At 41.8% G+C, this 25,754-nt stretch carries 28 protein-coding genes, 1 pseudogene and 1 riboswitch; of the genes and pseudogenes, 26 read left to right on the top strand and 3 right to left on the bottom strand.

The window, feature by feature from the left end:
- Positions 1-75 precede the first annotated feature (75 nt).
- Positions 76-264, top strand: coding sequence for a DUF3272 domain-containing protein (locus ODU50_RS05780; protein WP_002936839.1), 189 nt, complete (start codon positions 76-78; stop codon positions 262-264).
- On the opposite strand, the gene birA is transcribed toward ODU50_RS05780, so the two are convergent.
- Positions 230-1,186: a bifunctional biotin--[acetyl-CoA-carboxylase] ligase/biotin operon repressor BirA gene (gene birA / locus ODU50_RS05775; protein ID WP_002936838.1), complete on the bottom strand. Its 957-nt coding sequence runs from the start codon at positions 1,184-1,186 to the stop codon at positions 230-232. The genes ODU50_RS05780 and birA overlap by 35 nt on opposite strands.
- Positions 1,187-1,250: 64 nt before the next feature.
- Between birA and ODU50_RS05770 the strand changes: the two genes are divergently transcribed.
- From ODU50_RS05770 to ODU50_RS05725, 10 genes and pseudogenes are all read left to right on the top strand, one after another.
- Complete coding sequence (locus tag ODU50_RS05770) at positions 1,251-2,285, top strand: M42 family metallopeptidase (protein WP_044672042.1); 1,035 nt, start codon at positions 1,251-1,253, stop codon at positions 2,283-2,285.
- A 1-nt stretch (position 2,286) separates the two neighbouring features.
- Positions 2,287-3,024, top strand: coding sequence for a hypothetical protein (locus ODU50_RS05765; RefSeq protein ID WP_044672040.1), 738 nt, complete (start codon positions 2,287-2,289; stop codon positions 3,022-3,024).
- 18 nt (positions 3,025-3,042) lie between these two features.
- Complete coding sequence (locus ODU50_RS05760; RefSeq protein ID WP_044672038.1) at positions 3,043-3,510, top strand: cytidine/deoxycytidylate deaminase family protein; 468 nt, start codon at positions 3,043-3,045, stop codon at positions 3,508-3,510.
- 149 nt (positions 3,511-3,659) lie between these two features.
- Positions 3,660-4,502: a carbon-nitrogen hydrolase family protein gene (locus ODU50_RS05755; protein ID WP_044672035.1), complete on the top strand. Its 843-nt coding sequence runs from the start codon at positions 3,660-3,662 to the stop codon at positions 4,500-4,502.
- A 350-nt stretch (positions 4,503-4,852) separates the two neighbouring features.
- Positions 4,853-6,043 carry a methionine adenosyltransferase gene (gene metK, locus ODU50_RS05750; RefSeq protein ID WP_044672032.1) on the top strand — a complete coding sequence of 397 codons (1,191 nt, stop codon included), beginning with the start codon at positions 4,853-4,855 and terminating at the stop codon, positions 6,041-6,043.
- Positions 6,044-6,110: 67 nt separating this feature from the next.
- Positions 6,111-6,278 (top strand): annotated as a pseudogene (locus ODU50_RS05745) (flavodoxin family protein); the annotation flags it as partial.
- 150 nt (positions 6,279-6,428) lie between these two features.
- Positions 6,429-7,688 (top strand): UDP-N-acetylglucosamine 1-carboxyvinyltransferase, encoded by a 1,260-nt coding sequence (locus tag ODU50_RS05740; RefSeq protein WP_012775282.1) that lies wholly within the window; start codon positions 6,429-6,431, stop codon positions 7,686-7,688.
- Positions 7,689-7,782: 94 nt separating this feature from the next.
- The gene (locus tag ODU50_RS05735) at positions 7,783-8,355 is read left to right on the top strand and encodes a GNAT family N-acetyltransferase (protein WP_105153322.1); all 573 of its coding nucleotides are present in this window, start codon (positions 7,783-7,785) and stop codon (positions 8,353-8,355) included.
- Positions 8,352-9,212 (top strand): methionyl aminopeptidase, encoded by an 861-nt coding sequence (locus ODU50_RS05730; RefSeq protein WP_105153321.1) that lies wholly within the window; start codon positions 8,352-8,354, stop codon positions 9,210-9,212. The genes ODU50_RS05735 and ODU50_RS05730 overlap by 4 nt, the downstream gene beginning before the upstream one ends.
- A gap of 47 nt (positions 9,213-9,259) precedes the next feature.
- Complete coding sequence (locus tag ODU50_RS05725; protein ID WP_013730481.1) at positions 9,260-10,189, top strand: YihY/virulence factor BrkB family protein; 930 nt, start codon at positions 9,260-9,262, stop codon at positions 10,187-10,189.
- Positions 10,190-10,351: 162 nt separating this feature from the next.
- Here the strand turns inward: ODU50_RS05725 and ODU50_RS05720 are convergent, their stop codons facing one another.
- Positions 10,352-10,789, bottom strand: a complete 438-nt coding sequence (locus ODU50_RS05720; RefSeq protein WP_398581354.1) for a GtrA family protein — start codon at positions 10,787-10,789, stop codon at positions 10,352-10,354.
- Between the two features lie 28 nt (positions 10,790-10,817).
- Positions 10,818-10,920: riboswitch (PreQ1 riboswitch) on the top strand.
- Here ODU50_RS05720 and ODU50_RS05715 point away from each other — a divergent pair.
- The 6 genes from ODU50_RS05715 to ODU50_RS05690 all read left to right on the top strand — a co-directional run bounded on the left by ODU50_RS05715 (position 10,918) and on the right by ODU50_RS05690 (position 16,143).
- A complete protein-coding gene (locus tag ODU50_RS05715; RefSeq protein WP_012027540.1) occupies positions 10,918-11,433 on the top strand; it encodes a QueT transporter family protein in 516 nt (171 codons plus the stop codon). (Overlaps the previous riboswitch by 3 nt.)
- Before the next feature lie 115 nt (positions 11,434-11,548).
- Entirely contained in the window at positions 11,549-12,391 is an 843-nt protein-coding gene (locus ODU50_RS05710; protein WP_105184170.1) for an aldo/keto reductase, read from the top strand.
- A gap of 81 nt (positions 12,392-12,472) precedes the next feature.
- Positions 12,473-14,629, top strand: a complete 2,157-nt coding sequence (locus tag ODU50_RS05705) for a Tex family protein (RefSeq protein ID WP_257384427.1) — start codon at positions 12,473-12,475, stop codon at positions 14,627-14,629.
- Complete coding sequence (locus ODU50_RS05700) at positions 14,616-15,050, top strand: SprT family protein (RefSeq protein WP_398581353.1); 435 nt, start codon at positions 14,616-14,618, stop codon at positions 15,048-15,050. The genes ODU50_RS05705 and ODU50_RS05700 overlap by 14 nt, the downstream gene beginning before the upstream one ends.
- A gap of 69 nt (positions 15,051-15,119) precedes the next feature.
- Entirely contained in the window at positions 15,120-15,881 is a 762-nt protein-coding gene (locus ODU50_RS05695; protein ID WP_015647182.1) for a hypothetical protein, read from the top strand.
- Positions 15,871-16,143: a PspC domain-containing protein gene (locus ODU50_RS05690; RefSeq protein ID WP_002936774.1), complete on the top strand. Its 273-nt coding sequence runs from the start codon at positions 15,871-15,873 to the stop codon at positions 16,141-16,143. Before ODU50_RS05695 ends, ODU50_RS05690 begins: the two co-directional genes overlap by 11 nt.
- Positions 16,144-16,290: 147 nt before the next feature.
- Here ODU50_RS05690 and manA read toward each other — a convergent pair whose 3' ends face one another.
- Positions 16,291-17,235, bottom strand: coding sequence for a mannose-6-phosphate isomerase, class I (gene manA / locus ODU50_RS05685; protein ID WP_321166578.1), 945 nt, complete (start codon positions 17,233-17,235; stop codon positions 16,291-16,293).
- 214 nt (positions 17,236-17,449) lie between these two features.
- On the opposite strand from manA, the gene hprK reads away from it, so the two are divergent.
- The 9 genes from hprK to ODU50_RS05640 all read left to right on the top strand — a co-directional run bounded on the left by hprK (position 17,450) and on the right by ODU50_RS05640 (position 25,311).
- Complete coding sequence (hprK, locus tag ODU50_RS05680; RefSeq protein ID WP_002936769.1) at positions 17,450-18,382, top strand: HPr(Ser) kinase/phosphatase; 933 nt, start codon at positions 17,450-17,452, stop codon at positions 18,380-18,382.
- A gap of 1 nt (position 18,383) precedes the next feature.
- Positions 18,384-19,160 carry a prolipoprotein diacylglyceryl transferase gene (gene lgt / locus ODU50_RS05675; RefSeq protein ID WP_023371045.1) on the top strand — a complete coding sequence of 259 codons (777 nt, stop codon included), beginning with the start codon at positions 18,384-18,386 and terminating at the stop codon, positions 19,158-19,160.
- A 13-nt stretch (positions 19,161-19,173) separates the two neighbouring features.
- Entirely contained in the window at positions 19,174-19,584 is a 411-nt protein-coding gene (locus ODU50_RS05670; RefSeq protein WP_024376744.1) for a DUF948 domain-containing protein, read from the top strand.
- The gene (locus ODU50_RS05665; RefSeq protein WP_105153316.1) at positions 19,568-20,104 is read left to right on the top strand and encodes a YtxH domain-containing protein; all 537 of its coding nucleotides are present in this window, start codon (positions 19,568-19,570) and stop codon (positions 20,102-20,104) included. The genes ODU50_RS05670 and ODU50_RS05665 overlap by 17 nt, the downstream gene beginning before the upstream one ends.
- 466 nt (positions 20,105-20,570) lie before the next feature.
- Positions 20,571-21,020 (top strand): MarR family winged helix-turn-helix transcriptional regulator, encoded by a 450-nt coding sequence (locus ODU50_RS05660; protein ID WP_002936751.1) that lies wholly within the window; start codon positions 20,571-20,573, stop codon positions 21,018-21,020.
- Positions 21,013-21,744: an ABC transporter ATP-binding protein gene (locus ODU50_RS05655; RefSeq protein WP_002936747.1), complete on the top strand. Its 732-nt coding sequence runs from the start codon at positions 21,013-21,015 to the stop codon at positions 21,742-21,744. The genes ODU50_RS05660 and ODU50_RS05655 overlap by 8 nt, the downstream gene beginning before the upstream one ends.
- Positions 21,744-23,255: an ABC transporter permease/substrate-binding protein gene (locus tag ODU50_RS05650; protein ID WP_105153315.1), complete on the top strand. Its 1,512-nt coding sequence runs from the start codon at positions 21,744-21,746 to the stop codon at positions 23,253-23,255. The genes ODU50_RS05655 and ODU50_RS05650 overlap by 1 nt, the downstream gene beginning before the upstream one ends.
- 9 nt (positions 23,256-23,264) lie before the next feature.
- Entirely contained in the window at positions 23,265-24,026 is a 762-nt protein-coding gene (locus ODU50_RS05645) for a nuclear transport factor 2 family protein (protein WP_105153314.1), read from the top strand.
- A gap of 421 nt (positions 24,027-24,447) precedes the next feature.
- Entirely contained in the window at positions 24,448-25,311 is an 864-nt protein-coding gene (locus ODU50_RS05640) for an IS982 family transposase (RefSeq protein WP_105153313.1), read from the top strand.
- Positions 25,312-25,754: the final 443 nt, after the last annotated feature.

Raw genomic sequence — 25,754 nt, 5'->3', positions numbered from 1 at the left:
GAAAAGAATCGAAACCTATCAAGAAAGCATATAAAAATTCAGCCAGTTGACTGAATTTTTGGTATAATCTATTTTATGAAACTTCCACAATTTCTTTTTTTAGCCATTACAACTATTTTAGCTGTTTATTTTATGAATGCATCGATTTTGACAGGAGATTTCTTGATTGCAGGTATCTACGCCTTTATCGCCTATCGGAATCTTCATTTTGCTTACAAGGTGACTAAATTTATTCGTTTGGTGGAGAAGCAGACCAAGAAGTAAGGCTGATTTCTCCGCTGGAGATAATTTTTGCTTTGCCGTTATCTAACTGGATAACCAGGTTTCCTGTATCAGTAACAGCGATGGCAGTCCCCTTAAATTCAACTTGATTTTCTACAAAGCTCACTTGTTGGCCAACGACAAGTGATTTTTCTTTGTAAAGGGCAATTAGTTCCTTCTCATCGGTTTCTAAGAAGGCTTTCCAGATGGCAGTAATGAGTTGGTTGCGGGTAAATGGTGGTTGTTCCTCGAAAAGATTTCCGGCAGATTGTTGTAATTCCTTAGGGAAATCGTCTATGCGGACATTGATGCCGACACCGATAATGACATCGGTTACCCGTTGGTTTTCCATAGAAGAGATAGCCTCAGTGAGGATACCAGCGACCTTTTTGTGTCCGAGATAGATGTCATTGACCCACTTGATTTGGACGTCCAAGTCGCAAAGAGATTGAATGGCCTTCACAACAGCTGCTGCAGCTAAAATGGTGTAGGGCTTAAATTCTAGAAATGGAACATTGGGAGAGAGACGAAGCGACATATAAATGCCACCTGACTTGGAGGCATAAAAGGGTCTCCCAAATCGTCCCTTGGCTTTATTCTGATAGGGAGCTAGATACAGGGCAGGACTAGTATGACCTGATTCAATACCTTGTTTGGCATCTAGCTGGGTGGAGTCGCTATCCATATTCAGATGGACAGGTAGTTGAAGCTCCTGGGAGATTAATTCGGGTAGGAGTAAATCGCCTTCGGCTAATCTATAGCCACGATTACGGGCAGCCTCAATAGTTAAACCATGCGTTTCTAACTGGCGAATGGCCTTCCAAATGGATGTCCGTGAAATGCCCAATTCCTGTGCCAAATCTTCTCCGCTGACATAATCCTCTCTCTCTTTTAAAAGGAGATATATTTTCTGATAGGTTTTCATACCTTCATTATAGCAAAAAATTCACCTAAAACGTGATATAATAGTTTCAAATAAGGAGGTTTTCATGAAGACACTTGATTACATTGTTAAATTGACCAACACTCCGTCGCCAACTGGTTTTACGACGGATATTATGAATTACATCAAGGTAGAGGTTGAAAGTTTCGGCTATGCTGCTAGTAAGACCGCTAAAGGTGGTGTTTTGGTGACAGTTCCGGGGGAAAATGACCAGGAACATCGCATGGTGACTGCTCACCTGGACACACTGGGGGCCATGGTGCGTGCAGTGAAGCCAGATGGCCGACTCAAAATGGATTTGGTGGGAGGATTTGGATACCCTTCTATTGAGGGAGAAAACTGCTTAATTCATTGTGCCAAGAATGGCAAGACCTTTACAGGCACCATTCTCATGCACCAGACCTCTGTCCATGTCTACCGAGATGCCAGCACCGCTGAGCGCAATCAGACCAATATGGAAATTCGTTTGGACGAAAAAGTGACCAATGCGGACGAGACGCGGGCCTTGGGTATTGAAGTCGGAGATTTTATATCATTTGATCCTCGGACTGTTGTGACTGAAACTGGCTTTATCAAGAGTCGTCACTTGGATGATAAGGTATCCGCAGCTATCTTGCTTCATCTTTTGAAAGTCTATAAGGAAGAGGGAGCGACCTTGCCTTATACGACACATTTCTATTTTTCAAACAATGAAGAAATCGGCTACGGTGCTAACTCCAGCATTCCTGCTCAGGTGGTTGAATATTTGGCAGTCGATATGGGGGCAATGGGAGATGATCAGCAGACGGATGAGTACACGGTTTCTATCTGTGTCAAGGACGGTTCAGGTCCCTACCATTATGAACTCCGTCAGCACTTGATAGCCTTGGCTGAAAGAGATGGAATTCCTTACAAGCTGGATATTTATCCTTACTATGGTTCCGATGCTTCGGCAGCTATGCGAGCAGGTGCAGATGTTAAGCATGCACTGCTTGGTGCTGGAATCGAGTCCAGCCATTCCTATGAACGGACGCATTTGGATTCTGTAGTTGCGACTGAGCGGATGGTAGATGCCTATTTGAAATCAGCAATGGTAGATTAAGATGAATGAAACCCGTTTTTTAGAGTTATTCAATGACTTGGATAAGGTCTTGCGCAAGGTGTGCGGTGTTGCGGATGGGGAATATGCAGATGTAGGCTCTATGTTGACCAAGGCAAAGGAATTGACGCGACATAATCCCGTTGAGGCGAACTGGGATAAACTCTATGTAGCTCGTCAGTTGCGTAATCTCATGGTTCATGAGAAACGAACAGGTTTGAAGGAAGTAGCCCAACCTTCGCAGGAATTAATCACTGTTTTGGAAAAAGTGATAGCCCAGTACCAAGAACCGGTTACCATTGCTGACTATTTGCAAAAGACCCAGAAAATTAAGCCGGTTATTTTTGAGGCCAAGGACAAATTGATAAAGGCTTTAGAAATTGTGGAGCAAGAGCATTTTTCTAAGTTTCCTATTTTTTCTGACAAGGTTTATCAAGGCCTGGTTTCTGACAAGGGATTGACAAATTGGTTGGCCAAGGCAAGCAAGGAAACGGGCTCTATACGTGAAAAATTGGTGCAGGCTAGTCTTGAAGACGTACTAGCTTGTGAGGAAGATAGTATTCAGGTAATTGTTCTGCCAATAACAGCTCATCTTTATCAAGTAATTAATCATTTTGAGGGGCGTAAGCGCACAACCATCCTAGTCAGTCGTCAGGCGAGCGGGAAGCTTCATTCGCCAGAGGATCTTGTTGGTATTGTCACAGCCCAGGACTTGGCAGAGCTTTATGGGATGGTGGATTGAGTGGAGAAAGGAGAAGTCATGTCAACAAATCGTTTAGCTTGGGATGAGTATTTTGCGGCTCAGGCGCTTTTGATTGCCAATCGAGCAACCTGTAAAAGAGCCAAGGTCGGTGTGGTTTTGGTTAAGGACAATAAAGTTATCGCAACAGGCTACAATGGTTCTGTTTCAGGAACCGAACATTGTTTGGATCAGGAATGCCTTATGATTGATGGTCATTGCGCTAGAACCCTGCATGCGGAAGTCAATGCCATTTTACAAGGAGCGGAGCGGGGAATTCCAAAAGGTTTTACTGCCTATGTGACCCATTTTCCATGTCTCAACTGCTCCAAGCAATTGTTACAGGTTGGTTGTAAGCGGGTTGTCTATATCAATGAATACCGCATGGATGACTATGCTCAGTACTTGTATAAAGAAAAGGGCTGTGAGTTGGTTCATTTGCCGCTAGAGGTGGTTAAACAGGCTATCGCAGAAGCGGAATTTATTTAGAAGCGATAGACATTTCAGGAGGCGCTGGTGGATAACAAACAACTGACGCTAGAGCAAGAGAAACAGATTTAAAAATCAGTCGTAGGGACGTTTCTTTGCTCTGATTTTCATTAGGGATACTTCATAAGCTAGGAATTTTGGAGAGAAATATGATTTTTAAAGTAGCGATTTTACAGGCTCGTGCAGAAATTTCAAATATCAAAAGAAATATTGATACTATAATCTGCTCTGTGAAGGAAGCAGCAAAAAATGGAGCAGATATTTTGCTACTTCCAGAATGTTTTGTAACAGGTTATGAACTTCCGATGACGTATGAAAAAAGTATATCCTGCGATGACGAAGTGATTATGAAAATATGCGAAGTTGCAAAAGAGTACGATATAGGTGTTGTACTAACATCATTTACAAAAGGAAAAAGACAACCTCAAAATACAGCTTTTGTCATCAATAGGTCCGGCGAAATATTGATGAAATATTCAAAGGTACATACTTGTGATTTTGCTGATGAAAAAGATGTTGAGGCAGGAACTGAATTTAAAGTTTGTGATGTTGATGGCATAAAAATCGGTATAATGATTTGCTATGATAGGGAATATCCTGAGAGTGCAAGAATGCTGATGTTAAAGGGTGCAGAAATTATTCTTGTACCAAATGATTGTGGTTCGATGAGGCCACGTATTCAAGCCTTGTCCACTCGAGCGTATGAGAATATGGTTGGAATAGCTATGGCAAATGCTAATGGGGAAAACGCAGGTTGTTCTTGTGCATACAGTCCTATTTGCTGGGACAAGAACGGAATTTGTCTGGATAATACAATTATGTTAGCAGATGATGTGACAGAAGGATTGTATTATGCAGATTTTAATATGGATGCCATAAGAGAATATAGAAGTAGTGAAATGATGGGGAATACATTCAGAAAGGTAGTCGCATATAAAGAATTATTGGACACTACAGTTTCAGAACCATTTATAAGAGGTGGGCAAGAATAGTTGTCTCCTACAAATCCTAATTTTTACCGGTAAGACAATGAAATAAAAGTAAGCACAAACAGTACGAGTTTATTTACTCTTATCATTGAAACAGCAGATTATTTTCTGCTGTTTTTTAGTAAAAGCGTATGATTTACAAGACGAAAAGCCTCAAATCATGTTATAATGGTTATGTTATTAAGTCCCGAAAAGGTAGTCGTATGCTAGTGATGATATCCTCTGTTGTTGAGGGTTCAATTCTTTGCTCAAGACTTTGTTTCTCGCAAAGCACTAACCTGCGACTAGTTCTTTGTAACCTTAGTAACCCGCTAGGTTTCTAGCATATATTCTATTTTAAGGGGGACATGTTTATGTCAGAACGTAAGTTGTTTACGTCTGAATCTGTTTCGGAGGGTCATCCGGATAAGATTGCAGACCAGATTTCAGATGCTATTTTGGACGCTATTTTAGCAGAGGATCCAGATGCGCACGTAGCGGCAGAGACGGCTGTTTATACAGGTAGTGTTCATGTGTTTGGAGAGATTTCAACCACTGCCTATGTAGATATTAACCGTGTGGTACGTGATACGATTGCGGAGATTGGCTATACAAAAGGTGAGTATGGTTTTTCAGCTGAGTCGGTTGGGGTTCATCCGTCACTTGTAGAGCAATCGCCAGATATTGCCCAAGGCGTCAATGAAGCTTTGGAAACTCGTCAAGATGCTAGTCAAGATCCATTGGATTTGATTGGTGCAGGTGACCAGGGGCTCATGTTTGGTTTTGCAGTAGATGAAACGCCTGAACTCATGCCGTTGCCAATTTCACTTAGCCACAAATTGGTGCGTCGCTTGGCCGAGTTGAGAAAATCTGGTGAAATTGCTTATCTCCGTCCAGATGCTAAGTCACAGGTAACAGTTGAATACGATGAAGACAATCAACCTGTTCGTGTGGATACTGTCGTTATTTCGACCCAGCATGATCCAGAAGTTAGCCAGGAACAAATTCGTCAGGATGTCATTGAACGTGTAATCAAGGAAATCATTCCAGCTCATTATCTGGATGATCAAACCAACTACTTTATCAACCCAACTGGTCGTTTTGTTATTGGTGGACCTCAAGGGGACTCTGGTTTGACAGGTCGTAAGATTATCGTTGATACCTATGGTGGTTATTCTCGTCATGGCGGCGGTGCCTTCTCTGGTAAGGATGCGACCAAAGTGGACCGTTCTGCATCTTATGCGGCACGCTACATCGCAAAAAATATCGTCGCAGCTGGATTGGCTAAAAAGGCGGAAGTTCAATTGGCTTACGCTATCGGTGTTGCTCAACCAGTTTCAGTTCGCATCGATACATTTGGTACAAGTACAGTGGCTGAGAGTAAATTAGAAGCAGCTGTTCGTCAGATTTTCGATTTGCGCCCAGCGGGAATTATTCAAATGTTAGATCTCAAACGTCCGATTTACAAGCAAACTGCAGCCTATGGACACATGGGACGTACCGATATTGATCTCCCATGGGAGAAATTGGACAAGGTGGAAGCCTTGAAAACTGCGGTTTTGTAATGAAATAGTTAGAAGTTTATGAAAGCGTTAATTGTCTTTGCACATCCTAGAAAAGAAAGTTTTACACATTGATCAAGCGATGAAAACCCTGACCTCAGAATGGCTTTTCAACAGCAACGGTGCTCAAGTCATTGACCCTATCTTCTATGGGAGAGTACCTTATTTAACGAGAGAAGAGCTGGAGTTGTATCTCGTGGATGCAAGGGAGCAAATTCAGAGAATTTTTCATAAATGATGAAGAGAGATTCACTAATAGTATATAAATATGAAGGACTGAGCTCATTGGCTCGGTCCTTTTGCATGCTATATAACTAGCTTTTTCCAAGACTTTATGATAGAATGAAACGTATGCCTTTTTAGGCAAATTAAGAAAGTGAATGTTAGTATGAGAAAAATTGTAATTAATGGTGGAAAAACACTGAAAGGGTCGGTTACCGTTAGTGGTGCAAAAAACTCAGTTGTTGCTCTTATTCCGGCCATTATTCTTGCAGACGGGATTGTTACTCTGGACGGAGTACCTGCAATCTCGGATGTAGATAGCTTAGTTGATATTATGGAAACAATGGGCGCGACGGTCAAGCGTGATGGTGAAACCTTGGAGATTGACCCTCGTGGTGTAAAAGACATGCCTATGCCATTTGGCAAAATTAATAGCTTGCGTGCATCCTACTATTTTTACGGTTCCCTCCTTGGTCGCTTTGGTCAAGCTGTTGTTGGCTTGCCAGGTGGTTGTGATTTGGGACCGCGTCCGATTGATTTGCACTTGAAAGCATTCGCGGCAATGGGAGCTGAGACAACCTATGAAGGTGACTATATGCGCTTGGCAACTAATGGTCAGCGTATTCAAGGGGCACATATCTTCATGGATGTTGTCAGCGTCGGTGCGACAATTAATACTATCTTAGCAGCTGTCAAAGCAGAAGGCCGTACAGTTATTGAAAATGCGGCGCGTGAACCTGAAATTATTGATGTGGCAACTTTGCTTAATAATATGGGGGCACGTATCCGTGGTGCGGGTACAGATATTATCACCATTGAAGGCGTAGATAGTCTAAAAGGAACACGTCATCAGGTGATTCCAGACCGTATTGAAGCAGGGACTTATATTGCCCTTGCTGCTGCTGTTGGTGAAGGTATTCGTATCGATAATGTCCTTTATGAACACTTAGAGAGTTACATCGCTAAGTTGGAAGAAATGGGTGTTCGCATGACCATTTCTGAAGATAGTATTTTTGTTGAAAAGCAAGAGAAATTGAAAGCGGTAAGTGTGAAAACTTCACCTTATCCAGGTTTTGCGACAGACTTGCAGCAACCCATTACACCTTTACTGCTTAAGGCAGAAGGGACTGGTACGATTGTTGATACGATTTATGAAAAACGTGTTGGTCATGTGCAGGAGCTTGCAAATCTTGGAGCAAAAATCTCTACTCGTAACAACCATATTGCCTTTGAAGGTCCAAATCAACTGACTGGTACATCTGTTAAAGCTACTGATTTGCGTGCGGGAGCCGCAATGGTTATTGCTGGTTTAATGGCTCAAGGGCGTACAGAAATTACAAACATTGAGTTTATTCTACGTGGTTACTCAAATATTATTGATAAGCTGACAGAATTAGGTGCAGATATTCAGTTGATTGAGGACTAGAGAGTCTAATTGAGAACTACTTTCTCAAAACGTAAACGATTTAAAAACGAAACAATCTGGGGCTGGGAGTAATTCTCAGCCCCTTGGGTACACTATGACACTTTGGACAAGACTAGCGAAGTTTGCTTACTTTGAAACGGACCGTTTGTATTTACGACCATTTTCTTTTGAAGATGGAGAAAGTTTCTATGAAATTGTATCAAATCCCGAAAATCTTCCTTTTATCTTTCCAGCTTTGGAGGACAGAAATATTGCTTTTTCGACAATGGTTGAAAAATTTATGCGTTCACCATTGGGAAACTGGGCCTTAGTTGATAAGTATTCGGAGAGGATGATTGGTGCGCTTTGCTTTGAAAAGGTAGATGGACGTCAACTTTCTGCGGAGCTCAGCTATTTCCTAAAAAAAGACTACTGGAGAAGAGGCTTAATGACGGAAGCAGTGCGGACTTTAGTCTATCTATCTTTTTATGAGTTTGGTCTGAGGGAGCTGGTTATTGTCACTCATGAGGAAAATGTGGCCAGTCAGATGGTGGCGAAAAAAGCTGGTTTGGTACAGGTTGCGCAGTATCGCGGAAGTGACCGCTATAGTCATAAAACAAGAAATTATCTAAAATTTAGCTTGAAGAGGGCTGAATTTAGTTTAGAAATGTATGAGGAGAATCAATGATTACCATTAAATCACAACGAGAAATTGATGCAATGAACCGTGCTGGAGATGTTCTGGCTGGTATTCATATTGGTTTGCGAGAGATTATCAAGCCAGGCGTGGACATGTGGGAAGTAGAGGAATATGTCCGTAAAACGTGTAAGGAAAAGAATGTTTTGCCACTCCAAATTGGTGTTGATGGAGAATTGATGGATTATCCTTATGCGACTTGTTGTGGATTGAATGACGAGGTCGCTCATGCCTTTCCGCGTCATTACAAACTTAAAGAAGGTGATTTACTGAAGGTCGATATGGTTTTGAGCGAGCCTTTGGATAAAGCGGTAGTTGATGTTTCTAAGCTCAACTTTAATGATGTCAAGGCTATGAAGAAAATCACCCAGACCTATCGTGGTGGTTGTGCGGATTCCTGCTGGGCTTATGCGGTTGGTCAGGTCTCTGAGGAGGTTCAAAACTTGATGGATGTGACTAAGGAATGTTTGTATCGCGGTATCGAGCAAGCAGTTGTTGGTAATCGTATCGGTGATATTGGTGCAACCATTCAAGAATATGCAGAAGGTTTGGGCTACGGTGTTGTTCGTGACTTGGTGGGTCACGGCGTTGGACCAACCTTCCACGAAGAGCCGATGGTTCCCCACTATGGAACTAAAGGTCGTGGTCTTCGCTTGCGTGAAGGTATGGTTTTGACTATCGAGCCTATGATTAATACAGGGACTTGGGAAATTGATACAGATATGAAGACTGGTTGGGCTCATAAGACACTTGATGGTGGTTTGTCTTGTCAATACGAACACCAATTTGTCATCACCAAAGATGGACCGGTTATTTTGACCAGTCAAGGTGAAGAAGGGACCTATTAATTCTCGGTGTGGTCGTGAATAATAGATGAATGAGGAAGGAGGAGAGAATGAAGAAAACCAAAATAGTTGAAGGTTTGAAAACGTTCTGCTCAACCTTCTTTTCTTTTTATCGTTCTGCTGATAGCGATGTAACAAGTGTTGCAGTAGCTTACTATTTGTTAATTTCTATTTTCCCTATTCTTCTAACTCTTGCGAATTTACTGCCATATTATCCATTTGATGTGGATATGATTTTATCGGTTGTAGCTGAATTTGTGCCAGACAAGCTCTATCCTTCGGTTTCATCTTTTATCACTTCTGTATTAACAAAGCCGTCGTCATCGTGGTTAGGGATTTCAATTCTGACAACTCTTTGGACCCTGTCACGTAGTATGACTATTTTGCAGAAGGCCTTTAATAAGGCTTATGGTATCAATGAACACCGTGATTTTATTATTGGGCACTTGATTGGCATATTTTTAGGAATTGGTCTGCAGGTAATTATCCTCTTAAGTATCACGCTTTTGACTTTCGGGCAGGCAGTTTTTTCTTATATTAATAAGCTGGTTCCTATTGAAGACGCCTGGCTGAAGGGACTTCTTAGTCAAACACAGTTAGTAGGTTTAATGGCTCTGTTTGCCGCCTTGGTTATGCTTTATTTCTTTTTGCCAAATGTTCGGATAAAAAAAGTTCGATATGTTTTTCCAGGAACGTTGTTTGTTCTGTTGACGATGACTTCTATTGGAAAGTTATTTTCGATTTATGTTGATAATTATGCTAATAAGTTGCTGGATTTTAGAATAGTAACAGCTGTCGTCTTTCTTGTTTTTATGCTTTGGTTTATTTTTATGGCTCAGGTACTCATCATTGGTGCAATGATTAATGCTACGGTTCAAAGTATGCAGGTAGAAGAGTTTCATGCCAGAGATGGGGATATTGTTTCTATCTTGAATAGGCTCAAGGCAAGATTTACAGCGATAGATAAAGAATGGGAGTGAGAAAGAACTCTATTTTTCAAAAAAATGAGTTCGTCTTCTCACCCCCGCACAGTTGATTAGGTCAGATTTGGAGTGTGAAACGCGAACAAATCTGCCAATCAACCACTGCGCTGAGATGTTGACACGAACTCTGAGAAATGAGGTTGGTCTTTTTGCCCAACCTCATTTCTTATCTTTAAATACAAATAATTTACTTAAAACGTAGTTTAGGACAATAACTAAGACTTGCGAGAAAAGTGTCGCAATGGCATTGACCAGGTTGATGTTGTTATGTACAAATTGTCCAATCAATTGTGGATAGGCAGCTACGAGTATATAGGCTAAAGCCATATCCAAAACAAGAGTGACAATTCGAGCGGTAGTGAATTTGATGAGGCGTTGGAACCAGCCTTCCTTTACTTGCTGAAATACAAAGCGATCATTTGTCCAAAAGGCAAAGAGGATAGCTACTGTATTGGCTAAAAGAGTTACTAGCAGAATGGATGGGATGAACAGAAAGAGTCCCATACGGGTAATCATATAAACAAGGGTTGCTACAACACCTGCAATCAAATAGAGAATAACTTCGTTATTGATGAGTTGATAAAATAGTTTTTTCATAGGACTAGTCTATCATTTTTAGCAAAAATATGCTATACTAATCAACGTTGTTGACAAATTCAATGACCCTTGGGGCTTGCTCACTTTACCCAAGCATATTTTAAGCTTTTTCGCTAAAGGAGAATTTTATGAATACATCTAAATGGACTGCCAGAGATATGGCAGAAATTGCTCTTGTTGCGGCGATTTATGTCGCTCTTACCTTGACACCGCCATTGAATGCTATTTCCTTCGGGGCTGTTCAGTTTCGTTTGTCTGAAATGCTCAATTTCTTGGCTTTTTATAATCGTAAGTATATTATCGCTGTGACCATTGGTTGCATGATTTCCAACTTGATTGGTTTTGGTGTGATTGACCTCTTTGTGGGTGGATTCTCGACATTAATTTTCGTTACGTTGGGAGTTATCCTGTTTGAAAAATACAAGAAGGACTATCTATTCGGTGGATTATTTAACAAGGCTTTCTTTTATTTCTCATTCTTTTTTGCGGCAACTATGTTTACCATTGCTTTAGAATTAAAAGTCTTATACGATTTACCATTCTTTCTAACTTGGTTGACAACAGCAGCAGGAGAATTGCTTTCTCTATTAGTTGGAGCTGTTGTTATCGATAAACTATCCAAGAAAATAAATTTTGAAAAGTAAGTATACAATAAATGTGAGCAGACACTTTCGGGTGTCTTTTATTTTTAGGTCGCATTATTTTGTATTGATTGACAATTTAGTTTATACTGGGGATAGAAGAAATAGGAGGTCTTTTATGACAAGATATACGTTTTCAAATGGTGTAACTGTTCCTAAAATTGGTTTTGGAACTTGGCAGATACCTGATGGTGAAGTAGCGTACGGTGCGGTTTCTTATGCATTGGAAGCTGGTTATCGCCATATTGATACTGCTCAAATTTATGGCAATGAAGCTAGTGTTGGTCGGGCTATAGCTGATAGTGGTCTAGCTCGTGAGGACATTTTTTTAACAACTAAGGTTTGGAATGATAAGATTGGCTATGAAGATACCCTTGCTTCAGTAGAAGAATCCATGCAAAAACTTCAGGTGGATTATCTGGATTTGTTACTGATTCATTGGCCAAATCCAAAGGCTAGTCGTGAGACGATTGGATGGAAAAAACGGAATGCCCAGGTTTGGAAGGCATTAGAAGAGCTCTATCGTGCTGGAAAAGTGAAAGTAATTGGAGTTTCTAACTTTATGGAACACCATCTAGAAGCTTTGCTGGAAACGGCTGAGATTATCCCGATGGCTAATCAGATTATGTTAGCTCCAGGAACTCCTCAGTCAGAATTAGTGGCTTACTGCAAAGCCAAAGGTATTCTCTTGGAGGCCTATAGCCCATTTGGTACAGGGACACTTTTCCAAAGCCAAGAAGCAGCCGATTTGGCTAAAGAAGCAGGCTGTAGTGTTGCTCAATTAGCACTGGCTTGGTCTTTAGATAAAGGCTTTCTCCCTCTCCCAAAATCAACTAGTCCAGAAAATATTAAGGCGAATTTGGAAATTGATGGCTTGGCTATTAGTCCGACAGCAGTTGCAAAGTTGGATAAACTAGAAGGAGTGAAAGGTCGACTTGACCCGGATCAGGCTGAATTTTAATTAGCTATTGAGAGCATGTAGTTTATCTACGTGCTTTTTCTATTGAGTCACTTGTACCGCTTTCATGCTATAATAGTAGCTATGGAAGAAAAATATTTGAAAATTGCTCAGGAATTGGGCGTTAGTTTAAAACAGATTGATACTGTCCTGTCTTTGACGGCTGAAGGAAACACTATTCCCTTTATCGCTCGTTATCGGAAGGATGTGACGGGGAACCTGGACGAGGTGGTCATCAAGTCCATCATCGATCGGGATAAGGCTTTGACTGCTCTTGCTGACCGTAAGGCTACCGTTCTTGCCAAGATTGAAGAACAAGGTAAATTGACAGACCAGCTCCGTCAGGCTATCGAGGAAGCGGAAAAGTTGGCAGATGTGGAGGAACTCTACCTGCCTTATAAGGAAAAACGTCGGACCAAGGCAACGGTGGCGCGTGAGGCTGGGCTGTTCCCGCTGGCTCGTCTAATTTTGCAGAATGTGGCTGACTTGGAAGAACAGGCTGCTGCTTTTATCTGCGAGGGTTTTGACACTGCCCAGGCTTGTTTGGCTGGGGCTGTGGATATTTTGGTCGAAGCTATCTCAGAAGACAATAAACTTCGGGCCTGGGTCTACCATGAAGTACAGACTAATTCAAGCCTTACTTCAGAGCTAAAAGATCAAGAAGCAGATGAGAAAGAAGTCTTTCAGATTTATTATGACTTTTCTGAGAAAGTGGCAAAAATGCAGGGTTATAAGACTTTGGCTATTAACCGCGGTGAGAAACTAGGCGTTCTCAAGGTTTCTTTTGAACACAATGTGGATAAAATGATCCGTTTCTTCGAACTGCGTTTTCCGCAGTCTAATAGCTACATTAAGGATGTCATTCAGCAGGCCATCAAGAAGAAAATTTTGCCTGCTATGGAGCGTCGTATTCGAACAGAATTGACGGAAGAAGCAGAAGAAGGAGCTATCCAGCTCTTCTCTAAAAACCTACGAAATCTGCTCCTTGTATCTCCCCTCAAAGGCAAGGTTGTTCTTGGTTTTGACCCTGCCTTTCGGACAGGTGCTAAGCTGGCAGTTGTAGACCAGACGGGAAAACTCTTGACAACCCAGGTCATCTATCCTGTGGAGCCGGCTGGTCAGCGCCAAATTGCTCAGGCCAAGAAAGACTTGGCAGACTTGATTGGGCAATACCAAGTGGAAATCATTGCTATCGGAAATGGAACGGCCAGCCGTGAATCGGAGGCTTTCGTCGCTGATTTGCTCAAGGATTTCCCAGAAGTTTCTTACGTCATCGTCAATGAAAGCGGAGCTTCTGTCTACTCAGCTTCTGAACTAGCACGACATGAGTTCCCAGACCTCCCTGTGGAAAAACGCTCTGCCATTTCCATTGCCCGCCGTCTGCAAGACCCTCTGGCTGAGCTGGTGAAAATCGATCCCAAGTCGATCGGTGTCGGCCAGTACCAGCACGATGTCAACCAGAAATCTCTGTCTGAAAGTCTGGATTTTGTAGTCGATACGGTGGTCAACCAGGTCGGGGTCAATGTCAATACGGCCAGTCCTGCCCTTTTGGCTCACGTGGCAGGTCTCAACAAGACCATTTCGGAGAATATCGTCAAGTACCGCGAGGAAAATGGAGCCCTGACCTCTCGTCAGCAGCTTAAAAAGGTGCCTCGTCTGGGTGACAAGGCCTTTGAGCAGGCAGCCGGTTTCTTGCGCATCCCAGATGCGACTAACTTTTTGGACAATACTGGCGTGCACCCTGAGTCTTACAAGGCTGTGGAAAAACTGTTAGAACTTCTAGCTATTGACCACTTAGATGAGGCTGCGCAGGAAAAATTGAAGCAGGTGGCTATCGCAGATACGGCAGAAAAAATCGGTGTCGGTCAGGAAACCTTGAAGGACATCATCGCAGACTTGCTCAAGCCAGGTCGTGATTTACGGGATGACTTTGAAGCACCAGTCCTCCGTCAAGATGTCTTGGATGTTAAGGACTTGGTGGTAGGTCAGGAATTGCAGGGGACAGTCCGCAATATTGTGGACTTTGGAGCCTTTGTGGACATCGGTGTCCATGAAGATGGCTTGATTCACATTTCACGCATGGTCAAACGCAAACGGGATAAGAATGGACGCCAACAAGCCTTACCTCATCCTAGCGAAGTCCTCGCTGTTGGGGAAATCGTTACTGTCTGGGTGGTTGAAGTGGACATCAAACGCAACCGTATCGGCCTTAGCCTTTTGAAACCAAATGGATCTGAATAAGTATGTGCAAGAAGTTTCCTTGCAAGACTTCGGTAAGGAATTTCGGCATCGGGCTGTCTGGAACAGGCGACTGCGGTCAACAGGTGGTCGCTTTTTTCCAAGAGATGGGCATTTGGATTTCAATCCCAAACACTTGGAGGAACAAGGCTTAGAAGTCTTTCGGAAGATTGTCCGCCACGAGCTCTGCCATTACCATCTCTACTTTGAGAAGAAAGGCTATCGGCACGGAGACAGGGACTTCAAGGAACTGTTAGCTGCGGTGGACGGCCTGCGCTATGCTCCCAAACTGGAACAAGCTGCCAAGCCAAGCTTGCTGTATACCTGTCAGTCCTGTGGACAAGTCTACCAGCGCAAGCGCCGCATTGACCTAAAAAAATACCGATGTGGGAAGTGTAGGGGAAAACTTACTCTGAAAGAATAGAGAATCAGTCTTCGGGCTGATTTTTTTGTGGAGAAATGTGATATACTAGAGTAGAATTGAGGTGAGTCTATGACGCAAAAGAGAGAAGAACGCTTAATTGAGTTATATGAAAAAGGTGTCTTGACCAAGGAAGAGGCGCGTGCCTGTTTTAAGGAAATGAATCAAGAACCAGACTTTCTTTTTGTGGAAGAAAAAGTAAAATTGAATTTTACCTTGCCAAGTTTTAAGGTCTTTGCTTCCTCCAAATTGAAACAATCCTATAGTTTTGAAGGGATTGAATCACTCTTTTTAAAATTATCTGAGGGACGTCTAACTTTGGCTAAGTCTAAAAATAATCAGATTAGTGTGGAGATTTGCTACAATCAAGATGCACCAGAAGATAAGCTTCCTCGTCTTTATGTTGAAAAAAAGGGGCTTTATTTTCACAGTAGCTTGGCCTGTCGTTTGACAATCAACTTGCCTCAGGAATGGATGTCGGTGCTGGATTTGGAACTTGGTCAGGCAGATGCTCGCTTGGATTACTTACCATTTGAAGATATTTCTATCCGCAGTTCAAGGGATAAAAAACAACAGGATATTCGCTTGACGACTTGCGGTGGTTATCCCCAACACTTGTATGTGCAACTAGCTCAGGCTCCCTTGACTTTACACACTGGCAAAGGCCAGGGAATTCGGGGGCAGATTGAGTCGCAATCCGGTCATGTCTTGGTTAACCGGAAAAAGAAAAATAGTCCCTATCAGTTTGAAAAATCTGGCAATGATTTACTTTTCTTGAAGGTACAAACAGGTCAAGGGGGCTTTTACGTGAAAGGAATAAAAGATGTCAATTGAATTGTATAAAGTAAGGCAGGGGAAGATAGTATCTGGGGTTCTTGCCGGCATAGCGCATAAATTGGGCTGGGAATCCTGGGTAACACGCGCGATATTTATTGCAGGTCTCCTCTTAGGCAAATCCTTCCTCCTTCTGATTGCTCTCTATATTGCAGCAGCTTATTTTTTACCTTATAAGGAAGATAGGGACGCGGAACGCTATGGAACAGGTCCACGTAAGATAAAAGAAGCGGAAAAGATAAATAAGTCTTGGTTTGAATAATACAAAAAAACTTGAGTTTAAAGGCTCAAGTTTTTTGTATGCTTATACTCAATGAAAATCAAAAGTAGCCTAGGAAACGAAGTCGAAGATAGAACTTGAGTTCATCAAGGCAAGTTGACAACGGATAATTTTGATTTTCGAAGAGTATTAGTTTGTGTGGCTTGCGATGATGTTCATTTGTCCTGTAAATGTCCAGTCTATCACATCGGCTGGTAAGATAAAGTGGCTTCCTTTTTGAAGTGGGTAGCTGGTTTCACCGACTTGGATGGCACCTTCCCCTTCAATGACACTGACAAGCAGGTAAGGAACTGTCTGTTCCATTTTAATTTCTTGTTGGATATTCCATTTATATACGGTAAAGAAGGGATTGGCAACCAGAAGTGTCGAGTCAAGATTGCCCGCTTTGAGGTGGGCAGGTGTGGAGTTAGCAACAGGTCCGATGGTCAGTACATCAATCGATTTCTCAATGTGAAGTTCACGGAGGTTGCCTGCATCGTCACGGCGGTCAAAGTCATAGACACGGTAGGTTGTATCACTAGATTGTTGGGTTTCTAAAATCAGGATTCCCTTACCGATGGCGTGCATGGTGCCGCTTGGTACAAAGAAGAAATCACCCTTTTTGACGGGGACATGGGTCAACAGCTTGTCCCAATCTCCAGCTTCGATTTGCTGACGGAGTTCTTCTTTGGATTGGGCATTGTGACCATAAATGATCTCAGCGCCTTCCTCGGCTTCCAAAATGTACCAACATTCTGTCTTGCCCAGTTCTCCTTCGTGAGCCAAGCCATAGCTATCATCGGGATGGACTTGGACGCTAAGCCAATCGTCTGCATCAAGGATTTTTGTTAATAATGGAAAGACATCATCTGTTGGATTGCCAAATAAATGTTTTTCATTCTTATAGAGGTCATCCAGTCCTCTTCCTTTATATTGACCGTTTGAGACAGTAGTTACGCCATTTGGATGGGCAGAGATTGCCCAACATTCCCCAGTCTTTTCACTAAGAATGTCGTAGTGGTAGTTGGTCCTTAGGCGATTGCCCCCCCAAATTTTTTCGTGCATAACAGGTGTGAGAAACAAGGGTTCCATGATTTTCTCCTTATTAGTAAGTATTAATCTATATAAAGTATAACAGATTTGTTAAAAATATGTAGCGTAGGAAGAGAAGTGCATTTAATCTGTGGAAGTTTTGCTAATTTTGTGAGAAAAAGAAAGAAACTCATTCTTTTTACCAAATCAGCCTCTTGTTTTTCCCCCAACCCCTAGCTTATGGTATAATATAATAAAACTGAAAGTGAGGGAAGAAATGACCGTTTATGTGAAAGATTTGGTCGATAATCTGCGGATTGAATGTGCTTACAGTACGGAAGAGCTCCTGCAAAAGCAAATTACGACGGCAGATATTACCCGACCAGGATTGGAAATGACTGGCTATTTTGATTACTATGCTCCAGAGCGCATCCAGTTGATAGGGATGAAGGAATGGTCTTATTTGATGGCCATGACTGCCCATAACCGATATCAGGTTCTTTCTCAGATGTTCCAGCCAGAAACCCCTGTTGTCATAGTGGCACGTGGCTTGGAAATCCCTGAGGAGATGTACAAGGCTGCAAAAGAAAAACAAATTGCTATCTGCCGAAGCAAGACAGCAACCAGTCGTCTATCGGGAGAATTGTCTTCTTACTTGGATAGTCGCCTGGCTCAGCGGACGAGTGTACACGGTGTCTTGATGGACATTTACGGTATGGGTGTGCTTATCCAGGGTGATTCTGGTATCGGTAAGAGTGAGACTGGTCTTGAGTTGGTTAAACGAGGACACCGATTGGTGGCTGATGACCGTGTTGATGTCTATGCAAAAGACGATGTGACTCTCTGGGGTGAACCTGCGGAAATTCTGCGCCACTTATTAGAGATTCGAGGAGTTGGCATTATCGATATTATGAGTCTATATGGTGCTAGTGCCGTAAAAGATTCATCAGAAGTGCAGTTGGCTGTCTACTTAGAAAATTTTGAAACAGGTAAGGTATTTGACCGTTTGGGAAATTCTGGCGATAGTATCGAAATAGCAGGAATTGCTATTCCACAAATACGTATTCCTGTAAAAACCGGTCGAAATATTTCTGTTGTAATTGAAGCAGCAGCCATGAACTACCGTGCCAAACAGATGGGGTTTGATGCAACGAAAATCTTCGAAGAACGCTTGTCTAATTTAATTGAGCACAATAGAGAAGAGGTTTAATATGGATCCTATTGCGATTAAATTAGGTCCCTTAGAAATTCGTTGGTATGCAATCTGTATTTTGCTTGGTCTGATTCTAGGTGTTTATTTGGCGACAAAAGAGGGACCACGAAAGAAAATCCGTCAGGATGATATTTTAGATTTTATTCTAATCGCATTTCCGCTTTCTATCCTGGGGGCACGGATTTACTATGTAGCCTTTTCATGGAGCGAATACAAGGATAACATTTTATCTATCTTCGCTATCTGGAACGGTGGTATTGCCATCTATGGTGGTTTGATTACAGGTGCGATTGTCCTTTATTTCTTTACCCAGTATCGCTTTATTAATACCCTGGATTTTTTGGATATTGTAGCGCCATCGGTCATGATTGCTCAGGCAATCGGTCGTTGGGGAAATTTCTTTAACCAAGAGGCCTATGGTAAGGCAGTAGAAAGTTTGAACTACCTGCCAGCCTTTATCCGAGACCAGATGTATATTGATGGTGCCTACCGTCAACCAACCTTCTTGTTTGAGTCTCTCTGGAATTTGCTAGGCTTTGGCTTGGTTTGTGTGTTACGTAGACGGCCAAAATTCCTTAAACAGGGAGAAATAACAGCTTTCTACCTAGTCTGGTATGGTTGTGGTCGCCTTTTGATAGAAGGCTTGCGGACGGACAGCCTCATGTTCTTGGGAATACGTGTTTCACAATGGCTATCTGGGGTGTTAATCCTCGTTGGTATTATCATGGTTGTGTTGCGGAGAAGAAAGTCTTCTATTTCATTCTATCAACCCTAAAGGAGAAGATATGATTATTGAAATTTCTGTCTTGATTATTGCCTTGTCCATCGCGGCGGTGGCAGTATATATTGTTTTGTTGTTGAAAAAATTGGGTACGGTGACAGATGAAGCCCAGCAAACGCTTAAGGTCTTGACCAGCGATGTCAATGTGACTCTCTATCAGACCAACGAGCTTTTGGCTAAAACCAATGTCTTAGTCGAAGATGTAAATGGTAAGGTTTCGACCCTTGATCCTCTTTTTGTAGCGGTAGCTGACTTGTCAACTTCTGTATCTGATTTGAATGCTTCAGCGCGTGATTTGACAGTCAAAGCTAAGTCTGCTGGAGCAAGTACTGTAAAAGCCGGCGGAGCTCTTTCAGCTCTGTCAACTCTCTCATCTCTCTTAGGTAAGAAAGGAGAAAAAAATGGTAAAAAAATCTAGTAGCGTGTGGACTAGCCTTTTGTTAGGGGCAGCAGGCGGAGCTGCTGCAGCTGCTTTTCTAGCAAGTAAAACTGGTAAAACAGTCAAAGAAAAAGTTGTAAACTTTGCTAATGACTATAAGGAAAACCATGAAGAAATCAATGCTGATTTTGTCAATAAGGCACAAGACCTAGGCAAACAAGCGACTGAACGATTTACCGAAGTAAAAACTCAACTTGAAACGGGTGAATTGACAGTAGAAGATTTGGTCAAGTCTGGTAAGGAAAAATCCTTGGAAACCTTTGAGCAAATCAAGGAAAAAATTGCGGAACAAAACTTGTCAACGGCTGACATTTTGGAAGCTATCAAGGCAAAAACTGCTAAAGCTCCGACAGTGGATTTGACAGAAGAAGATATTGAGGATGCTGTAGTTGTGTCTGAAGATATTGAAATTGATATCGAAGATGTTCAAACTGAAGTGGTATCAGAAACTGTTTCAGAAGTAGCAAGTGAAACTGCCTCAGAAGCAGTTGAAGGATAAAATGAAACTAGCTTAGAAGATTCTAGGCTAGTTTTGTTATCTGATTATCATTTGTTTTGTGTAAATTAATACTCAATGAAAATCAAAAGTAGCCTAGGAAACGAAGCCGAAGATAGAACTCTGTTACTTTCTTATTTCAAGGTAACAGGCTGAAAACCTCCACTGGAGCTTTTCACTCATCAAGGCAAGTTGACAACGGTTATTTTTGGTTTTCGAAGAGTATAAAAGCAGATAATATCAGGGATTTAATATGTTTGAGTGGATGAAGACGGGAATCTATAATAAGGTAGTTGATATTTCAAAATAGTCAAAATGATTGACTATTTTTCTTTTTTTGGTAAAATAGTAAAAAATATTGACTAACATGATTACAGGAGGAAGTCGTTGTGAAAATTGTTGTTGTTTTGAACACTAGTAGACCAGAGGATTTTAGTAAGGTAGTTGTGCTCACTGAGGAGGGGGAAGGATGATGGAAGTTGAGAAAAGGAGTAAGGATTATGCTCGTATGTTTGACCAGCAAGTCGGTCTTTATGAAGACTATGCTCGTGGACATGGACTCAATGCAAAATGCTTATCCATTCTCATGTGGATTTATTATAATCCCGGAGGTGTGACGCAAAACTGGGTCAGTAAGAAGACCTATTCAAGCAAACAAGTTGTCAATGCTACTGTAAAGAAATTTTTGGATGGAGGCCTGGTAGTTTTAGAGGAGAATCCAGCAGATAAGCGACATAAGAAAATTAAATTGACAGAGGAGGGGCAACAATTTGCTAGTCGCATTTTAGATCCCTTAGAGGAGGCGGAAAATAAGGCGCTGTCTCAACTCAGTCAGGAGGAACAGGAGCTTATGCTAGGATTAATTCAGCGCTACAGTCAGAGTCTCATGGCTATTTTAAAAGGAGAAGATGATGATTGATTATCAAAATGTATCTCTGACCTGTAAGGTTAGTGGACCAATCTTGAAAAATTTGACCTTTGATATTCAAGAAGGGGAGTTCTTTGTCTTGATTGGACCGAGTGGTAGCGGAAAGACAACTACGTTGAAATTGATTAACCGTCTAATTGAGCAGACCGAGGGAGAGGTTTTTTTTCAAGGTAAGCGACTTAAGGATTTCGACCTGCGTGACTTACGTTTGGAAACAGGTTATGTCCTTCAGCAGATAGCCCTTTTTCCAAATATGACGGTAGCTGAAAACATTGCTCTTATTCCTGAAATGAAAGGTTTGGGCAAGGAAGAAACCTTGACGAGGACGAGAGAGCTCTTGACCAAGGTTGGCTTGGAGCCAGACAGCTATCTGGATCGTTTGCCCAAGGACTTGTCTGGAGGAGAAAAGCAGCGGATTGGGATTTTGCGGGCCATCATTGCCAATCCGAAAGTGTTACTCATGGACGAACCTTTCTCAGCTCTGGATCCAATCAGTAAGGCTCAGTTGCAGGACTTGATTAAGGAATTACATGAGGAATTCAAGATGACAACGGTTTTCGTTACCCATGATATGGATGAGGCAGTTAAATTGGCGGATCGCATCTGTCTCATGCAAGATGGACAAGTTGTGCAATTAGGAAGTCCTGATGAATTGAGGAATCATCCTGCCAATGATTTTGTCAAGGAATTTATCAGAGCTCGAGGAGGTATGTAATGAACCTATTTGAAACCTTTATAGAACGCAAGGACGAGTGGGGAATCGCTCTTTTTGAACACCTTCGCATCTCCCTTCTAGCTTTGATTATTGCGATTGCCATTGCAGTACCTTTGGGACTGATTCTATCTAGTAAAAAACGCTTGACCGAGTGGAGTCTGCAAATAACAGGTATCTTCCAAACTATTCCATCCCTTGCTTTGCTTGGTCTTTTCATTCCTTTTATGGGAATCGGAACCTTGCCAGCAGTAGTAGCACTTGTTATTTATGCTATCTTTCCTATCTTGCAGGGGACATTGACAGGACTTGGAGAAATCGACCCTTCTCTGGAAGAAGCAGCAACCGCTTTTGGTATGAATAAATGGGAGAAGTTGAAAAAATTTAAGTTAGCTCTTGCCATGCCTATTTTGATGTCAGGGATTCGGACGGCTTCCATTATGATTATCGGAACGGCGACTCTGGCAGCCTTGGTGGGGGCTGGGGGCCTGGGCTCCTTTATTCTACTTGGAATTGACCGCAATGATTCAGCCCTGATTTTGATTGGTGCGGTATCGTCGGCTGTCCTTGCAGTACTTTTTGGTTATGGCATTCGTCTGTTGCAGGACAAGAAACCCAAGACAATTTTATTAGCTCTATTGGTGACTTTATTTACTGTTGGAGCTAGTTATGTTCCCATGCTTAACTTTTCCACAAAACAGTTGGTCATTGCAGGGAAGCTTGGTGCAGAACCTGAAATTCTCATCAATATGTATAAGTTGTTGATTGAGGACCGGACAGACATCAAGGTGGAGATAAAACCTAATTTCGGAAAGACTAGCTTCCTTTATGAGGCACTCAAATCAGGTTCTATTGATATTTATCCTGAGTACACAGGGACCATTACAAGTACTCTTTTGAAAAATTCATCAATGGATTTATCTACTAATTCTGATGAGGTTTACACTTATGCTAAAGAGGCGATTTTGGAGCAGGATGGCTTGGTTTACCTAGCACCAATGGCTTTCCAGAATACCTATGCTTTGGCTGTAACGGAAGATTATGCTCAGAAAAATGGGATTGAAAAGATTTCGGATTTGGCAAAAGTGCAGCAGACAGCTGTTGCAGGCTTCTCATTAGAGTTTAACGATCGCGAAGATGGTAATATCGGTCTAAAAAATCTATACAATCTCCAACTCAATGTCAAGACCATGGAGCCAGCCCTTCGTTATGAAGCTATTAAGAGTGGTAATGTGCAGATTATCGAAGCATATTCTACAGACAGCAAGGTAGTCACTTACAAATTGAAAATCCTAGAAGACGACAAACGGCTCTTCCCACCCTACCAGGCCGCTCCGCTATTGTCCAAAGAAACCCTAGAGAAATACCCTGAGTTGGAGCAAGCCCTAGGGGTCTTGGCAGGCAACATCTCGACCGAGGAAATGACGCGGATGAACTATGCGGTCGATGTGGAAGGCAAGTCGGCAGAGCAAGTGGCGAGGGAATATTTAGAACAAGAAGGATTGTTAAAATAAGAGAAAATCATGTCAAATCAACTAGAAAATGCTAAAAATCTTTACCTTCGTGGCATTCGCGACGGGGAAATCAAGGAAGTGCATGAAAACTATATGGGAGTCAGCTATACCCAGCACAGTACGGGTGTGCCTGATGAGAAAGAGGGCTTTACGGCTTTCTTTGAGGACTTTTTCAAACGCAATCCCAAGCGGGAAATCAATATCGTCCGTGCCATTGAGGACGGGAATTTCGTCTTTGTCCATGTCCACCAGAAACTCAATGACGGTGAGGCTGAGTGGGTGACGGCGGACATCTTCCGTTCAGATGAAAACGGCCGTATCGTCGAGCATTGGGATGTCATTGATGCCTATCCAAAAACCATTGGCCAAACAGACCCGATTTACGCAGACTTTGAGCTGACTGACCTAGATAAGACTGAGGACAACAAGAAAATCGTCCGTCGTTTCTTGGTTGATGTCCTTCAAAATGGGGAAATCGAGAAATTTGACGACTATGTGGCAGCTGATCTTATTCAGCACAACCAGGAAATCGCTCAAGGCGGTGCAGCTTATAAGGATTATCTGGTCGATAAGGCTGTCGACTACGATTTTGTCTTCAAGGTGATGGGACAGGGCGATTATGTGGTGGCTTACTCGAAAGTTTGGATTGCAGGTCAGGACTACGCCCACTTTGACATCTACCGCCTCAAAGATGGAAAAATTGTAGAGCACTGGGACAACAAGGAAGTCATGCCAGACAAAAAAGACTTGACGAATTTAGGGAAGTTTTAATCCATTAAATGATGAAAGTAGGCATATGCTTTTGTTAATGCCATTAAGTTAACTGGTAGTTGGAAATACTTTGTTTGTAACAGTCATAGAGGCCAGATTTGGAGTGTAAAACACAAACCGTGGAAATGTGCTCTGCAAATCCTATTTAATCTTTGAGGCTGCGCAAAAAGTCTTAAAATATAGAAAGTAGCTTAGAATTACGTCGTCAAAAACGTTGATTTTAAGCTATTTTTGCTTGTTCAAATTTTAATTGAAGCGAAACGAGTGTAGCTTCCGTCAAACAGTCTGTGGGGGAGCGTTGAAAGTTTGAAATAAAGCAAACATAGTGTATCTACCCGTGGTGCTAGTTCATTTCAAAATACAATAAAAAGCCCAAATGGACTATACTGTAAGTGACGAAACATACAGGAGGTTAGTCCAAATGAGCCACTTACAGTATACCGCTAAATCTCATCATTTGCAATGGAATGTACGCCAATTATCACAAATTTGTCATCACTTCTACCACAACTATTGCCCGGATTCCTTCAAATATCGGCGAAATGTTGGCTTAGTTAAAGTTTCAGATGAATCACTCCTTGTCTTGCTTTTGATACAAGCAGAACTAGGCATAACATCACAACGCCATTTCTACACCATCTGCCACCTCTTCCCTTGCGGTCAGTTACTAGAAAGAAGTCGTTTCAATCGTCGGTCAAAACAATTGATTTGGCTCGTCCAATTAATCCGAAAAGCTATGAGTGAAATGCTTCCATCTGATAAACTAGCCATTATAGATAGTTTTCCTTTGCCACTTTGCCAACCTGTTCGCAATCACAGAGCAACCATTTTTAATGGATTAGCCGATATTGGCTACAACGCCTCTAAACATCTTTGGTTCTACGGCTTCAAGGTTCATATGCTGGTGACCTTATCTGGTTTTATTCTGAACTATGTTGTCACACCTGCCTCTGTCCATGATATCAAGGTGGTTTATGAGCTATTAGAGGGGTGTAAGCAATCGGTTATCCTAGGTGATTTAGGCTACCTGAGCAGTGAACTCAAGAAGGACTTAGAACAACAAGGTTACCATCTATGGACGCCATTTCGACAAAACATGACAGGGGCTGAAGAACATAACAATTGGAAAGTAATGACCATGAGACGAACTATTGAAACACGTTTTTCTGAACTGTGTCGTCTCTTTGACATCGAACATACATTAACTAGAGGGATAGCCGGACTACAGTTGCAAATTGAACAAATTATTCTAGCTCATAATTTACGCTATTTTGAAATGAACTAGCACCACGGGTTGTATCTATAAAATGAATCCCTTTTTACACGTAATGCTATGTGCAAATCAAAGGGGAATTTGAAAAATTCTAGAAAAAATTTAAAAATATACATTTAGAAATATATTAAATTTTATATTTGTTAAGTTCAGAGTGCTTATTCTATAAGGCTTCTAAAGAATGGCTTTTGGGTGAAATAATAGTATTAGTCTTCAAACAAATAAAAATACAGATAAAACAGGGAAAATATTCACTTTAAAAGCAAGTTTATTTCTTGAAAAAACGCATAAAACCTTGACAAATTTGAAGATAGGGTGATAAAATAAACAAGCTAGTAGTGAATGGCATTTAATAATTATAGTTTTAAGTTATCTTTTTATAAATTTATAAAACTGTCCTAAAAGTGAGGCAAACTGTAGAAATAGTTTGAAGTATCAATGTCAGTTGCTCTGGT

This window comes from Streptococcus sp. 2020WUSS084 (assembly GCF_044427445.1).
Taxonomy (GTDB): domain Bacteria; phylum Bacillota; class Bacilli; order Lactobacillales; family Streptococcaceae; genus Streptococcus; species Streptococcus suis.
Note: the sequence above shows the minus strand (reverse complement) of the source record. Positions and strands in the feature narration are given on the sequence as shown.

Coding starts and splice junctions, on each gene's coding strand:
- ODU50_RS05780 (WP_002936839.1), top strand. CDS start 76: ATGAAACTTCCACAATTTCTTTTTTTAGCCATTACAACTATTTTAGCT.
- birA (WP_002936838.1), bottom strand. CDS start 1,186: ATGAAAACCTATCAGAAAATATATCTCCTTTTAAAAGAGAGAGAGGAT.
- ODU50_RS05770 (WP_044672042.1), top strand. CDS start 1,251: ATGAAGACACTTGATTACATTGTTAAATTGACCAACACTCCGTCGCCA.
- ODU50_RS05765 (WP_044672040.1), top strand. CDS start 2,287: ATGAATGAAACCCGTTTTTTAGAGTTATTCAATGACTTGGATAAGGTC.
- ODU50_RS05760 (WP_044672038.1), top strand. CDS start 3,043: ATGTCAACAAATCGTTTAGCTTGGGATGAGTATTTTGCGGCTCAGGCG.
- ODU50_RS05755 (WP_044672035.1), top strand. CDS start 3,660: ATGATTTTTAAAGTAGCGATTTTACAGGCTCGTGCAGAAATTTCAAAT.
- metK (WP_044672032.1), top strand. CDS start 4,853: ATGTCAGAACGTAAGTTGTTTACGTCTGAATCTGTTTCGGAGGGTCAT.
- ODU50_RS05740 (WP_012775282.1), top strand. CDS start 6,429: ATGAGAAAAATTGTAATTAATGGTGGAAAAACACTGAAAGGGTCGGTT.
- ODU50_RS05735 (WP_105153322.1), top strand. CDS start 7,783: ATGACACTTTGGACAAGACTAGCGAAGTTTGCTTACTTTGAAACGGAC.
- ODU50_RS05730 (WP_105153321.1), top strand. CDS start 8,352: ATGATTACCATTAAATCACAACGAGAAATTGATGCAATGAACCGTGCT.
- ODU50_RS05725 (WP_013730481.1), top strand. CDS start 9,260: ATGAAGAAAACCAAAATAGTTGAAGGTTTGAAAACGTTCTGCTCAACC.
- ODU50_RS05720 (WP_398581354.1), bottom strand. CDS start 10,789: ATGAAAAAACTATTTTATCAACTCATCAATAACGAAGTTATTCTCTAT.
- ODU50_RS05715 (WP_012027540.1), top strand. CDS start 10,918: ATGAATACATCTAAATGGACTGCCAGAGATATGGCAGAAATTGCTCTT.
- ODU50_RS05710 (WP_105184170.1), top strand. CDS start 11,549: ATGACAAGATATACGTTTTCAAATGGTGTAACTGTTCCTAAAATTGGT.
- ODU50_RS05705 (WP_257384427.1), top strand. CDS start 12,473: ATGGAAGAAAAATATTTGAAAATTGCTCAGGAATTGGGCGTTAGTTTA.
- ODU50_RS05700 (WP_398581353.1), top strand. CDS start 14,616: ATGGATCTGAATAAGTATGTGCAAGAAGTTTCCTTGCAAGACTTCGGT.
- ODU50_RS05695 (WP_015647182.1), top strand. CDS start 15,120: ATGACGCAAAAGAGAGAAGAACGCTTAATTGAGTTATATGAAAAAGGT.
- ODU50_RS05690 (WP_002936774.1), top strand. CDS start 15,871: ATGTCAATTGAATTGTATAAAGTAAGGCAGGGGAAGATAGTATCTGGG.
- hprK (WP_002936769.1), top strand. CDS start 17,450: ATGACCGTTTATGTGAAAGATTTGGTCGATAATCTGCGGATTGAATGT.
- lgt (WP_023371045.1), top strand. CDS start 18,384: ATGGATCCTATTGCGATTAAATTAGGTCCCTTAGAAATTCGTTGGTAT.
- ODU50_RS05665 (WP_105153316.1), top strand. CDS start 19,568: ATGGTAAAAAAATCTAGTAGCGTGTGGACTAGCCTTTTGTTAGGGGCA.
- ODU50_RS05660 (WP_002936751.1), top strand. CDS start 20,571: ATGATGGAAGTTGAGAAAAGGAGTAAGGATTATGCTCGTATGTTTGAC.
- ODU50_RS05655 (WP_002936747.1), top strand. CDS start 21,013: ATGATTGATTATCAAAATGTATCTCTGACCTGTAAGGTTAGTGGACCA.
- ODU50_RS05650 (WP_105153315.1), top strand. CDS start 21,744: ATGAACCTATTTGAAACCTTTATAGAACGCAAGGACGAGTGGGGAATC.
- ODU50_RS05645 (WP_105153314.1), top strand. CDS start 23,265: ATGTCAAATCAACTAGAAAATGCTAAAAATCTTTACCTTCGTGGCATT.
- ODU50_RS05640 (WP_105153313.1), top strand. CDS start 24,448: ATGAGCCACTTACAGTATACCGCTAAATCTCATCATTTGCAATGGAAT.